The organism is Pseudomonas sp. PS1(2021) (genome assembly GCF_020405165.1).
GTDB classification, from domain to species: domain Bacteria; phylum Pseudomonadota; class Gammaproteobacteria; order Pseudomonadales; family Pseudomonadaceae; genus Pseudomonas; species Pseudomonas aeruginosa.
On sequence record NZ_CP084484.1, the window covers coordinates 2,375,336 to 2,388,347 of the forward strand.

Annotated in this window: 10 protein-coding genes and 1 pseudogene; 7 read left to right on the forward strand and 4 right to left on the reverse strand. The window is 68.7% G+C overall.

Going from position 1 to position 13,012, the window contains the following annotated elements:
- The 6 genes from fahA to bdhA all read left to right on the forward strand — a co-directional run bounded on the left by fahA (position 1) and on the right by bdhA (position 7,342).
- Complete coding sequence (gene fahA / locus LE197_RS11165; RefSeq protein WP_003100400.1) at positions 1 to 1,299, forward strand: fumarylacetoacetase; 1,299 nt, start codon at positions 1 to 3, stop codon at positions 1,297 to 1,299.
- Positions 1,296 to 1,934 carry a maleylacetoacetate isomerase gene (gene maiA, locus LE197_RS11170; protein ID WP_003100402.1) on the forward strand — a complete coding sequence of 213 codons (639 nt, stop codon included), beginning with the start codon at positions 1,296 to 1,298 and terminating at the stop codon, positions 1,932 to 1,934. The genes fahA and maiA overlap by 4 nt, the downstream gene beginning before the upstream one ends.
- A gap of 84 nt (positions 1,935 to 2,018) precedes the next feature.
- On the forward strand, positions 2,019 to 3,371 hold the full coding sequence (locus tag LE197_RS11175; RefSeq protein WP_003121714.1) for an MFS transporter: 1,353 nt from the start codon (positions 2,019 to 2,021) through the stop codon (positions 3,369 to 3,371).
- 68 nt (positions 3,372 to 3,439) lie between these two features.
- Complete coding sequence (gene hbcR / locus LE197_RS11180) at positions 3,440 to 4,885, forward strand: sigma-54-dependent transcriptional regulator HbcR (RefSeq protein WP_003121715.1); 1,446 nt, start codon at positions 3,440 to 3,442, stop codon at positions 4,883 to 4,885.
- A gap of 261 nt (positions 4,886 to 5,146) precedes the next feature.
- A complete protein-coding gene (locus tag LE197_RS11185; RefSeq protein ID WP_003088575.1) occupies positions 5,147 to 6,538 on the forward strand; it encodes a GntP family permease in 1,392 nt (463 codons plus the stop codon).
- 33 nt (positions 6,539 to 6,571) lie between these two features.
- A complete protein-coding gene (bdhA, locus tag LE197_RS11190) occupies positions 6,572 to 7,342 on the forward strand; it encodes a 3-hydroxybutyrate dehydrogenase (protein ID WP_003113501.1) in 771 nt (256 codons plus the stop codon).
- Positions 7,343 to 7,542: 200 nt separating this feature from the next.
- On the opposite strand, the gene LE197_RS11195 is transcribed toward bdhA, so the two are convergent.
- The 4 genes and pseudogenes from LE197_RS11195 to LE197_RS11210 all read right to left on the reverse strand — a co-directional run bounded on the left by LE197_RS11195 (position 7,543) and on the right by LE197_RS11210 (position 11,899).
- Positions 7,543 to 8,967: a short-chain fatty acid transporter gene (locus tag LE197_RS11195; protein WP_061194194.1), complete on the reverse strand. Its 1,425-nt coding sequence runs from the start codon at positions 8,965 to 8,967 to the stop codon at positions 7,543 to 7,545.
- Between the two features lie 212 nt (positions 8,968 to 9,179).
- Positions 9,180 to 10,360: pseudogene (locus tag LE197_RS11200) on the reverse strand (acetyl-CoA C-acetyltransferase).
- Positions 10,361 to 10,509: 149 nt separating this feature from the next.
- The gene (locus tag LE197_RS11205) at positions 10,510 to 11,166 is read right to left on the reverse strand and encodes a CoA transferase subunit B (protein ID WP_003088567.1); all 657 of its coding nucleotides are present in this window, start codon (positions 11,164 to 11,166) and stop codon (positions 10,510 to 10,512) included.
- Positions 11,167 to 11,200: 34 nt separating this feature from the next.
- Positions 11,201 to 11,899 (reverse strand): CoA transferase subunit A, encoded by a 699-nt coding sequence (locus LE197_RS11210; RefSeq protein ID WP_003088566.1) that lies wholly within the window; start codon positions 11,897 to 11,899, stop codon positions 11,201 to 11,203.
- Positions 11,900 to 12,030: 131 nt separating this feature from the next.
- On the opposite strand from LE197_RS11210, the gene LE197_RS11215 reads away from it, so the two are divergent.
- Complete coding sequence (locus LE197_RS11215) at positions 12,031 to 12,951, forward strand: LysR family transcriptional regulator (RefSeq protein WP_003088564.1); 921 nt, start codon at positions 12,031 to 12,033, stop codon at positions 12,949 to 12,951.
- The last annotated feature ends 61 nt before the right edge of the window (positions 12,952 to 13,012 follow it).

Sequence of the window (13,012 nt, forward strand, 5' to 3'; positions counted from 1 at the left end):
ATGAACCAGCCAACCCCCACTCGTAGCTGGGTCGCCTCCGCCAATGGGCATGCCGACTTTCCCCTGCAAAACCTGCCGCTGGGCATCTTCAGCCGTGCCGGCCTGAGCCCGCGTTGCGGCGTGGCCATCGGCGACTCGATCCTCGACCTGGACGCGGCGCTGGCCGCCGGGCTGTTCGAGGGTGCCGCCGGCGAAGCCGCCGAAGCCACCCGCGGCGGCGCGCTGAACGCCTTCTTCGCCCTCGGCAAGCCGGCCCGCGTGGCGCTGCGCCAGCGCCTGCTGGAGCTGCTCGGCGAAGGCGCCGCGGAGCGCCCGGAACTGCTCCATCCGGCCGCCGAGTGCCAAATGCACCTACCGGCCAGGATCGGCGACTACACCGACTTCTACGTCGGCATCCGCCATGCCGAGAACGTCGGCAAGCTGTTCCGCCCGGACAACCCACTGCTGCCCAACTACAAGCACGTGCCCATCGGCTACCACGGCCGCGCCTCGACCGTGCGCGTCTCCGGCAGCGAAGTGCGCCGGCCCAACGGCCAGACCCTGCCGGCCGGCGCCAGCGAGCCGGTGTTCGGCCCCTGCGCGCGCCTGGACTACGAACTGGAGCTGGGCATCTGGATCGGCCAGGGCAACGCCCTCGGCGAAGCCATCCCGGTTTCCCGCGCCGCCGAGCACATCGCCGGCTTCTGCCTGCTCAACGACTGGTCGGCGCGCGACATCCAGGCCTGGGAATACCAACCGCTCGGCCCGTTCCTGTCGAAGAGCTTCATTACCAGCGTCTCGCCCTGGGTGGTCACCGCCGAAGCCCTGGAGCCGTTCCGCCGCGCCCAGCCAGCGCGCCCCGAAGGCGACCCGCGGCCGCTGCCGTATCTCTACGACGACAACGACCAGGCCCACGGCGCCTTCGACATCGAGCTGGAGGTCCTGCTGCTCACCGAGGGCCTGCGCGAGAAAGGCCTGCCGCCGCAGCGCCTGACCCTGAGCAACAGCCTGAGCATGTACTGGACGGTGGCGCAGATGGTCGCCCACCACAGCGTCAATGGCTGCCAGTTGCAGCCCGGCGACCTGTTCGGCTCCGGCACCCTGTCCGGCGCCGAGCCCGGCCAGTTCGGCTCGCTGCTGGAGATCACCGCTGGCGGCAAGCAGCCGGTGCAACTGGCCTCCGGCGAGACCCGGCGCTTCCTCGAGGACGGCGACGAGGTCATCCTCCGCGCCCGCTGCAAGCGCGAGGGACATGTCTCGATCGGTTTCGGCGAATGTCGCGGCAAGGTGCTCGCGGCCCTTCCGGGGGCGCGCGGATGAAGCTCTATACCTACTACCGTTCCACCTCCTCCTACCGGGTGCGCATCGCCCTGGCGCTGAAGGGGCTGGACTACCAGTCGCTGCCGGTCAACCTGGTCCGCGACGGCGGCGAACACCGCCAACCCGCCTACCTGGCGCTCAACCCGCAGGGCCGCGTACCGGCCCTGCAGGTCGACGAGGGCGAGCTGCTGATCCAGTCGCCGGCGATCATCGAGTACCTCGAGGAGCGCTACCCGCAACCCGCCCTGCTCTCCAGCGATCCGCTGCGCCGCGCCCGCGAGCGCGGAGTCGCGGCGCTGGTCGGCTGCGACATCCACCCGTTGCACAACGCCAGCGTGCTCAACCTGCTGCGTCAGTGGGGCCACGACGAAGAGCAGGTCCGGCAGTGGATCGGCCACTGGGTCGGCCAGGGTCTCGCCGCCGTCGAGCAACTGATCGGCGACCAGGGCTGGTGCTTCGGCGACCGGCCGGGCCTGGCCGACGTCTACCTGGTCCCGCAGCTCTACGCCGCCGAGCGCTTCGGCGTGGCGCTGGACGCCTGGCCACGGATCCGCCGGGTCGCCGACCTGGCCGCCGCCCATCCGGCGTTCCGCCAGGCCCATCCGGCCAACCAGCCGGACACCCCGGCCGCCTGAGGGACCGCAGAGTCCCGCTCCTGAAGATAAAGGGGGGCGTCCGCCGGACGCCCCATCACCAATAAGAACCTCAGGTACCTTGCGATGCACAACCAGATCGCCAGCTTTCGCGCGGCGCTCGACGCGCGCCCCGTGTCCCGCTACCAGTGGCTGTTGCTGCTGCTCCTCGCCCTGTTGCTGGTCACCGATGGCTACGATGCCCAGGTGCTCGGCTACGTGGTGCCGACCCTGGCCCAGGAATGGGGCCTGGACAAGGCCGCGTTCGGCCCGGTGTTCAGCGCCAACCTGTTCGGCCTGACCGTCGGTTCGCTGCTGGTGACGCCGCTGGCGGACCGCTTCGGCATCCGCCGGGTGCTGCTTTGCTGCGTGCTGATCTACGCCAGCCTGACCGTCCTGATGGTCTTCGCCGGTTCCCTGGAAAGCCTGATGCTGGCGCGCTTCGTCTGCGGCATCGGAATGGGCGGGGCGATGCCCAGTGCCATGGCGCTGATGGCCGAGTATTCGCCACCGCGCCTGCGTACCCTGATGGTCACCCTGGCGGCCTGCGGTTTCTCCTTCGGCGGCGCCGCCGGCGGTTTCGTCGCCGCCGCCTTCATGGACGGCTTCGGCTGGCAGGCGGTGTTCCTCGCCGGCGGCGTCACCCCGTTGCTGCTGTTCCCCTTCCTCCTCCTGTTCCTCCCGGAGTCGCTGCCGCGCCTGCTCCGCGACGCACCGCCCTATGCCCGCCTGCGCCAGCTCAGCAAGCGTATGGCGCCGGGCTGGCAGCCGCCGCCGGCACAGGCCGACGCCGAGCCGGCGGCAAGCCTGACCGTGCTGGAGCTGTTCCGCCACGGTTACGCGCGGCCGACCCTGCTGCTCTGGGCGACCTTCTTCGTCAGCCTGATCCTGCTCTACTTCATGGTCAGCTGGCTGCCCTCGCTGCTCCAGGAAAGCGGCCTGACACGCAATGCGGCGAACCTGGCGACCTCGATGTTCCTCTTCGCCGGCACCCTCGGCGCGATGCTCCTGGCCTGGCTCGCCGACCGCCTGCGCAGCAAGGTCCGCCTGCTGGCGGCGATTCTCGCCGGCGCCGCGCTGTTCACCCTGCTCCTCGGCCTCAACCACGACCAGCCGCGCTGGCTGCTGGCGTTCGTCTTCGCCGCCGGCTTCTGCATCATCGGCGGGCAGTTGACCCTGAACGCCTTCGCCAGCAACTTCTACCCGGCCCAGGTACGCGCCACCGGCACCGGCTGGGCGCTGGGCGTGGGCCGCTTCGGTTCGATCCTCGGCCCACTGTTCGGCAGCCTGCTGCTGGGCATGCACATATCCGTGGAGAACATCTTCATGCTTGCGGCGATTCCCGCCGGGCTCGCCGCGCTACTGATCCTCCAGGTCCGCTCGCCCGCCGCCCAGGCGCAGCGGGAAAGCGCCGCCGCGCTGGCCGTCGAGGAATCCTGAGCCTTCACCGCGAGCGGCTTCCCGGCTACAGTGGCGGGCCGTTTCGCCGTCCGCCGCAGGAGCCGCCGATGAACGACGCCGACAGCCTCCAGGATTACCAACGCGTGCGCCAGCAGGCGATCCGTTCGCTGTTCGAGATCGTCGAAGGCTCCAGCGAAGGCACGGTGATCGTCGACCGCGAGGCCCGCATCGTCTGGATCAACCAGCGCTACGCCCAGCGTTTCGGCCTCGCCGACCCGGCGCAGGCCATCGGCCGGCCCTGCGAAAGCGTGATCCCCGGTAGCCTGCTGCGCGAAGTGGTAGGCAGCGGCAAGCCGATCCTGCTGGACATGATGGACAGCGCGAAGGACCCGCTGGTGGTGATGCGCCTGCCGATCCACGACGACGCCGGCGAAGTGATCGGCGCCATCGGCTTCGCCCTGCTCGACGAACTGCGTTCGCTGTCGCCGCTGGTGACCCGCTACCTGAGCATGCAGCGCGAACTGGCCTCGACCCGCTCGCAATTGCAGGCGCGCCAGGCCAAGTACAGCTTCAGCCACTTCGTCGGCACCAGTCCGGCCAGCCTGGAAGTCAAGCGCCGCGCCCGTCGTGGCGCGGCCAGCGAAGCGCCGGTGCTGTTGCTCGGCGAGACCGGCACCGGCAAGGAACTGCTCGCCCACGCCATCCACAGCGCTTCGCCGCGGGCGCACAAGGCCTTCGTCAGCGTGAACGCCGCGGCGATCCCGGAAAGCCTGCTGGAGGCCGAATTCTTCGGTACCGCCCCGGGGGCCTTCACCGGTGCCGAGCGCAAGGGCCGGCCAGGCAAGTTGCAGGTGGCCCAGGGCGGCACGTTGTTCCTCGACGAGATCGGCGACATGCCGCTGGCCTTGCAAGGTAAGCTGTTGCGCGTGCTACAGGAGAAAGAGTTCGAAGCGGTGGGTTCCAACGAAGTGATCCGCAGCGACATCCGCCTGGTCGCCGCCACTTCCATCGACCTGCAGCAGGCGATGCGCGAAGGCCGTTTCCGCGCTGACCTCTACTACCGGCTGAACGTCCTGCCGATCGAGATCCCGCCGTTGCGCCAGCGCCTGGACGACCTCCCGGCGCTCTGCGAGTCGATCCTCGACAGCCTCGACCACGGCCGTCTCCACGAACTCGGCGGCGACGCCCTGGCGCTGCTCGCCCGGCATGCCTGGCCGGGCAACGTCCGCGAACTGCGCAACGTGCTGGAACGCGCGCTGCTGCTGGCCGACCAACGGTTGCTGGACGCCGCCGCCCTCGGCGCGGCGCTGGGGCCCCTGCAACCGCTGCCGGAGCTGCCTCGAGCGGCGGACGACAGGCCGGTCGGGGATTTCCAACAGGCCCGCGAAGCCTTCGAGCGCGACCTGATCGGACGGGCCCTGGCGCAGAGTGCCGGCAATGTGGTGGAAGCGGCGAAACGCCTGGGCCTGGGTCGCTCGACCCTGTACAAGAAGATCGTGGCGCTGGGCATTCGTCTCGACAGCGGGACTCGTCTCGAAATAGAGACGAACTGAGACCTGCATAGCCACTGAACTTTCGCTCGATTACGTCTCCATTTTGAGACAACGCTATTCCCCACGCTCCCCTTCGTCTCGCCGCAGCCCGCGAAAACCGCGATTCTGGGGCCTGGCACGGTTATCGCAACGTGCCTTTCCGACGGCCCTGCCCCGTTCCAGGCCGTCACGCCGGTGCCCGCACCGTTCGACAACAAGAAACAGGCCCGGAGCGCCTTCCCCATGCGAAGCGCGCCCCGCAGCGCCGTGGAGATATGCCCGATGAGCGTGATCATCGCCCTTGCCGCCCTGGGCCTGCTGATGCTGGCCGCCTACCGGGGCTACAGCGTCATCCTGTTCGCCCCCCTCGCCGCCCTCGGCGCCGTCCTGCTCACCGATCCCAGCGCGGTCGCGCCGACCTTCACCGGGGTGTTCATGGAGAAGATGGTCGGTTTCATCAAGCTTTACTTCCCGGTATTCCTGCTTGGCGCGGTGTTCGGCAAGCTGATCGAGCTGGCCGGCTTCTCCCGTTCCATCGTCGCGGCGGCGATCCGCCTGCTCGGCACCCGCCAGGCGATGCTGGTGATCGTACTGGTCTGCGCGCTGCTCACCTACGGCGGCGTCTCGCTGTTCGTGGTGGTGTTCGCGGTCTACCCGTTCGCCGCGGAGATGTTCCGCCAGAGCGACATCCCCAAGCGGTTGATTCCGGCGACCATCGCCCTCGGCGCGTTTTCCTTCACCATGGACGCGCTGCCCGGCACCCCGCAGATCCAGAACATCATCCCCTCGACCTTCTTCGGCACCCACGCCTGGGCCGCGCCCTGGCTCGGCACCCTCGGCGCGCTGTTCGTCTTCGCCGTGGGCATGCTCTACCTGCGACGCCAGGCGAACAAGGCGCGGCGCAACGGCGAAGGCTACGGCAGCGACCTGCGCAACGAGCCGGAGACCGCCGATGACCTGCGCCTGCCGAATCCCTGGCTGGCGCTCTCGCCGCTGGTGCTGGTCGGGGTCGCCAACCTGCTGTTCACCCACTGGATCCCGCAATGGTACGGCCAGGTCCATACCCTGCAACTGGCCGGCATGGCCACGCCGTTGCAAACCGAGGTCGGCAAGCTCACCGCGATCTGGGCAGTGCAGGCGGCCCTGCTGCTGGGCATCCTGCTGGTGCTGGCGAGCGGCTTCGCGGCGATCCGCAGCCGCCTCGCCGAAGGCACCCGCAGCGCGGTGGCCGGCTCGCTGCTGGCGGCGATGAACACCGCCTCGGAATACGGCTTCGGTGCGGTGATCGCCTCGCTGCCGGGCTTCCTGGTGCTGGCCGACGCGCTCAAGAGCATTCCCAATCCGCTGGTCAACGAAGCGATCACCGTCACCCTGCTGGCCGGCATCACCGGTTCCGCGTCGGGCGGCATGAGCATCGCCCTGGCGGCGATGTCCGATACCTTCATCGCCGCCGCCAACGCCGCGCAGATCCCCCTGGAAGTCCTCCACCGGGTCGCCGCCATGGCCAGCGGCGGGATGGATACCCTGCCGCACAACGGCGCGGTGATCACCCTCCTGGCGGTCACCGGCCTGACCCATCGGGAGGCGTACAAGGACATTTTCGGTATTACCCTGATCAAGACCCTGGCGGTGTTCTTCGTCATCGGGCTGTTCTACGCCACCGGCCTGGTCTGATCCGCCCTTTTTTCATCCAGCGGGAGAAACAGCATGACCCTGAAAGGCAAGACCGCCCTGGTCACCGGTTCCACCAGCGGCATCGGCCTGGGCATCGCCCTGAGCCTGGCCGAGGCCGGCGCCGACCTGCTCCTCAACGGCTTCGGCGAGGTCGACGCGGCACTGGCGCAGGTCCGCGCCCGCGGCGTGCGCGCAGAGCACCACCCGGCCGACCTCTCCAGCCCGGAGCAGATCGGCGAACTGATGGCCTTCGCCGAGCGGACCTTCGGCGGCGTCGACATCCTCGTCAACAACGCCGGCATCCAGTACGTGGCGCCGGTGCAGGAATTCCCCACGGAACGCTGGGACGCGATCATCGCGATCAACCTGTCCTCGGTGTTCCATACCACCCGCCTGGCCCTGCCGGGCATGCTCGCGCGCGGCTGGGGGCGGATCGTCAACATCGCCTCGACCCACGGCCTGGTCGCCTCGGCCGGGAAGAGCGCCTACGTCGCCGCCAAGCATGGCGTGCTCGGCCTGACCAAGAGTGTGGCGCTGGAAACGGCGCGCACGCCGGTGACCTGCAACGCCATCTGCCCCGGCTGGGTGCTGACCCCGTTGGTGCAGAAGCAGATCGACGCGCGCACCGCCGAGGGCGTCTCGCCCGAACAGGCGGAACATGACCTGCTGGCGGAAAAGCAACCCTCGCTGGCCTTCGTCACCCCCGAGCAACTCGGCGGACTGACGCTGTTCCTTTGCAGCGAAGCCGCCGACCAGGTGCGCGGCGCGGCCTGGAACATGGATGGCGGCTGGGTGGCGCAGTAGCCGGGGCGGCCAGCCTCTCCCCAGACCCTCTCCCTGAAGGGAGAGGGAACCATCCGGAGTTCGCCCGCCCCATTGCGTAGGGCGGATAACGCCACAGGCGTTATCCGCCGATACCTCGTTTCCCGGCGCGGCTACCCTCTCCCCAACCTTCTCCCTTCAGGGAGAGGAAGTTATCGGGGCCAGGTCGGTCCGCCGATGCGCTACGGCATCACCGGCGGGATGTACGCCAGGGTGCTGCCCAGGGCCCAGAGCAGCACCAGCACCAGCGGGATGTGCACCAGCAACTGGACGAACGAGAAGCCGATCAGGTCGCGCGCCTTCAGCCCCAGCACGCCGAGCAACGGCAGCATGTAGAACGGGTTGATCAGGTTCGGCAGCGCCTCGGCGGCGTTGTAGATCTGCACCGCCCAGCCGAGGTGGTATTGCAGCTCGTTGGCCACCTGCATCACGTACGGCGCCTCGATGATCCACTTGCCGCCGCCGGAGGGAATGAAGAAGCCCAGCACCGCCGAGTACACGCCCATCAGCAGCGCGTAGGTGTCGTGGGAGGCGATCTGTACGAAGAAGGTCGAGATATGGTGGGCCAGGGTCTCGCCGTCGCTGCCGTTGACCGTGGTCATGATCGCCGCGATCGAGCCGTACAGCGGGAACTGGATCAGCACCCCGGTGGTGGTCGGCACCGCGCGCGCCACCGCGTCGAGGAAGCTGCGCGGGCGCCAGTGCAGCAACGCGCCGAGCATCAGGAACAGCAGGTTATAGGTGTTCAACCCGGAGATCGCCAGGATCGCCGGCTTGGTCGAGAACTCGTGTACCAGCCAGCCGCCGGCCAGCAGTACCAGCAGGATGATCAGCAACGGGCTGTGCTCCAGCCACTCGCCGGGCCGGGTCGGCGCCAGCCTGGCCGGAGCGGTGAAGCTCACGTCGACCCCGCAATCCTTGGCGTCGCGGGCGCTGGCGGCGCTCGGCGCGGTCATGTAGGCGATCACCAGCGAGACCAGGATCAGCGCCAGCAGCATGACCCCGGACTGCCAGAGGAAGATGGTCTCGGTGAACGGGATCACCCCGGTGATCGCCAGGATCGACGGTGGCAGGCTGGCCGGGTTGGCCTGCAACTGCGCGGCCAACGACGACAGGCCCAGCGCCCACACCGCGCCCAGCCCGAGGTAGGCCGCGGCGCCGGCGGCGCGGTAGTCCATGCGCAGGTCGCTGCGGCGCGCCAGGGCGCGTACCAGCAGGCCGCCGAAGACCAGGCTGAGGCCCCAGTTGAGCAGCGAGGCGAGCATCGACACCAGCGCCACCCAGCAGACCGCCGAGCGGCCATTCTTCGGCACCCGCGCGAGCAGGTCGATGAGACGCGAGGCGGGGCCTGAACTGGCCACCACATAGCCGCCGATGACCACGAAGGCCATCTGCATGGTGAACGGGATCAGGCTCCAGAAACCGTCGCCGAAGGCTTTCGCCGTGGCGGTCGGTCCGGCGCCCATGGCCAGCGCGGCCAGGCTGACGATGAGGATGGCCAGGGCGGCGAACACCCAGGAGTCGGGAAACCAGCGCTCGGCCCAGTTCGAGCAACGCATGGCGAAGCGCGCGGAGCGGCTTTCTTGGATGGGAAGGATAGCGGTCATCGCGGATTCTCTCGGTTTTATTGTTATTCGGCGACTACGGGGCCGCCTGTGTGTGCTACGGCTCCCTGGGCACCCGGCCGTCCCGAGGGGCGGAACGGTACGGGGCCGGTCGGACGGTCAAGGCCGTCCGCCGCTCGTTCCCTGGACACGAGCGCGCCATGCCCCCGCGAAAGGACATGGCGCGATCACGCCGCGAGCGGCAGGTCGATGGATCAGTCGCGGGCCAGGGTCAGGGCGACGCCCTGCCCGCCGCCGATGCACAGGGTGGCGAGGCCCTTCTTCGCGTCGCGACGGATCATCTCGTGCAGCAGGGTCACCAGCACCCGGCAGCCGGACGCGCCGATCGGGTGGCCAAGGGCGATGGCGCCGCCGTTGACGTTGACCCTGGCGGCATCCCAGCCCAGTTCCCGACCCACCGCCAGGGACTGCGCGGCGAAGGCCTCGTTGGCCTCGATCAGGTCCAGTTGCTCCAGGCTCCAGCCGGCCTTGTCGAGCGCGCGACGGGTGGCGGAGACCGGGCCGATGCCCATGATCGCCGGGTCGACCCCGGCGCTGGCGTAGCTGGCGATCCGCGCCAGCACCGGCAGGCCCAGGGCCTTGGCCTTGGCTGCGCTCATCAGCAATACCGCGGCGGCGCCGTCGTTGAGGCTGGAGGCGTTGCCGGCGGTGACGCTGCCGTCCTTCCTGAAGGCCGGCTTGAGCTTGGCCAGGGCCTCGACGGTGGTGCCGGCGCGCGGCTGCTCGTCGGTATCGAAGCTCAGCGGCTCGCCCTTGCGCTGCGGGACCTGGATCGGCGTGATCTCGTCGCGGAAGCGCCCGCCCTCGATGGCGGCGATGGCCTTCTGCTGCGAAGCGGCGGCGAAGGCGTCCTGCTCCTCGCGGGTCAGGCCGTACTTCTCCGCCAGGTTCTCGGCGGTGATGCCCATGTGGTAGTCGTTGAAGGCGTCCCACAGGCCGTCCTCGATCATGCTGTCGACCAGCTTCGCATGGCCCATGCGCAGGCCGGTGCGGGCGCCGGGCATGACGTAGGGCGCCAGGCTCATGTTCTCCTGGCCGCCGGCGACGATCACCTCGGCGTCGCCGCAGCGGATCGCCTGGGCGCCTAGGTGCAGGGCCTTGAGGCCGGAGCCGCAGACCTTGTTCAGGGTCATGGCCGGCACGCCGACCGACAGGCCGGCCTTGATCGCCGCCTGGCGCGCCGGGTTCTGCCCGGAACCGGCGGTGAGCACCTGGCCGAGGATCACTTCGTCGACCTGGCCGGCATCGAGACTGGTCTGTTCGAGCAGGCGGCGGATCACCGCGGCGCCCAGCTCGGGGCGGGAATGCCGGCCAGCGAGCCCTGGAAGCTGCCGACGGCGGTACGGGTAGCGGCGACGATGACGACGTCTTGCATGGATGGTTCTCCTGGATTCGCCCGTGGCCGGGCCGAATCGCTGCGGGTGGACGTAGACGGTGCGACAGCCTCCTATCCTACGCCCTCTGGAAAGGACGGTCCGCGCGGCCGGCGCCTTGCGTGGAGGCGCCGGCCGCGCGGGCCGCGATTCAGAAACTCATTTCCGGCACGTGCTCGGGGACGATCAGCTTGCCGGCGGTCTTCGCCACGATCTCCTCGACGCTGACCCCGGGGGCGCGCTCGCGGAGGATGAAGGCGCCGTCCTCGATCTCCAGGTAGGCCAGGTCGGTGAGCACCTTGCGAATGCAGCCGCAACCGGTCAGCGGCAGGGTGCAGTACGGCAGCAGCTTGGACTCGCCGTCCTTGGAGGCGTGGGTCATGGTGACGATGATGTTCTCGGCGCCGGCCACCAGGTCCATGGCGCCGCCCATGCCCTTGACCAGCTTGCCGGGGATCATCCAGGAGGCGATGTTGCCGCGCACGTCCACCTCGAAGGCACCGAGCACGGTGAGGTCGACGTGGCCGCCACGGATCATGGCGAAGGACTGCGCCGAGTCGAAGATCGACGCGCCGACGCGGGCGGTCACGGTCTGCTTGCCGGCGTTGATCATGTCGGCGTCGACTTCCGCCTCGCTGGGGAACGCGCCCATGCCGAGCAGGCCGTTCTCCGACTGGAGCATGACGTCGATGCCCTCCGGTACGTAGTTGGCCACCAGGGTCGGGATGCCAATGCCGAGGTTGACGTAGTAGCCGTCCTTCAATTCGCGCGCCACGCGCTGCGCCATCTGTTCGCGGGTAAGTGCCATCTGGGGAAACCTCTTGTCGTTGTAGCGGCCGCCGTCAGGCGCGCAGCGTGCGTTTCTCGATGCGTTTCTCGAAGCGACCCTGGATGATCCGGTCGACGTAGATGCCGGGGGTGTGGATCTGCGTCGGGTCCAGTTCGCCGGGCTCGACGATCTCCTCCACCTCGACCACCGTGATGCGCCCGGCGGTGGCGACCAGCGGGTTGAAGTTCTGCGCGGTGTGGCGATAGACGACGTTGCCGAAATGGTCGGCCTTCCAGCCCTTGACGATGGCGAAGTCGCCGGTGATGGCCGGTTCGAGGATGTAGTGGCGGCCATTGAACTCGCGCGCCTCCTTGCCCTCGGCGACCGGGGTGCCGTAGCCGGTGGCGGTGAAGAAGGCCGGGATGCCGGCGCCGCCGGCGCGGATCTTCTCGGCCAGCGAGCCTTGCGGGGTCAGTTCGACTTCCAGCTCGCCACTGAGCAGTTGTTGCTCGAACAGGGCGTTCTCGCCGACGTAGGAGGCGATCATCTTGCGGATCTGCCGGTCTTCCAGCAGCACGCCGAGGCCGAAACCGTCGACGCCGCAGTTGTTCGAGACCACCGTGAGGTCCCTGACCCCGCGCCGGCGGATTTCCGCGATCAGGTTCTCGGGAATCCCGCAGAGGCCGAAGCCCCCGGCGAGGACGGTCATGCCGTCGGTCAGGCCTTCGAGGGCCTCTTCGTAACTGCCTACTCGCTTGTCGAGTCCGCTCATGCTGCTGTGCCTCTTCCGGCTCTTGTGATTGTGCGTGCGGCAGTCTGACTGCCGGGTCGCACAGAGCTTCTCCGCTGCGGACTGATTTGTTAAGTTTGTTTTTCCAATCCATTGATGAGAAAAACAAATAAATGACCGTCAAGCAGTTGCGCGCCTTCCTCGCCGTGGCGCAGAGCCTCAGCTTCGCCCAGGCCGGCGAACGCCTGCACCTCTCCCAGCCGGCCCTGAGCCTGGCGATCAAGAGCCTGGAGGAAAGCCTCGGCGGTCCGCTGCTGGAACGTACCACCCGCAGCGTCAGCCTCACCCCCGAGGGCGAGACCCTGCTGCCGCTGGCGCTGCGCCTGCTGGCCGACTGGGACAATACCGAGGAATTGCTGCGCCAGCACTTCACCCTGCAACTGGGCAAGGTCTCCATCGCCGCCATGCCCTCCTTCGCCGGCAACCTGCTGCCGCTGGTCTTGAAGACCTTTCGCGAACGCCACCCGCGGGTCAACGTGGCGGTGCACGACGTGATCAACGAGCAGGTGCTGGAGATGGTCCGCAACCGACGCGTCGAGCTGGGCATCGCCTTCGAGCCGGAGTCCCTGGAAAACCTCGAGTTCACCCCGTTCTACAGCGACCGCTTCGTCGCCGTGGTGCCGACCGGCTCGCCGCTGTCCGGGCAGGAGCGGATCAGTTGGCGCGAACTGCTCGGCGAGCCCTTCATTACCCTGCAACGCCCCTCGGCGGTGCGCCTGCTCCTGGAAGAAAGCGTGGCCGCCGAGCACGGCCGCTTGCCGGTGGCGTTCGAGAGCCACCAACTGGTCACGGTCGGGCGGATGGTCGCCCAGGGACTGGGTGTCAGCGCCGTGCCGACCCTGTGCATCCAGCAGATGCAGGAACTCGGCGCGCGCTGCCTGCCGCTCTACGCGCCGCAGGTGCAGCGACGGGTCGGCCTGCTGCGGCTGAGCGAGCACAAGCTGTCCACCGCCGCCCAGGCTCTCAGCGACGTGCTGCTGCATGGCACCGACTGGCGCTCGCTGGCGCTGCCGCAGGACCAGTCCACGGAGTGAGGCAGGCAGCGGCGGGTCCGGTTATGCTTCCTGCATGTCCCGGAACAACAACAAGGACGGA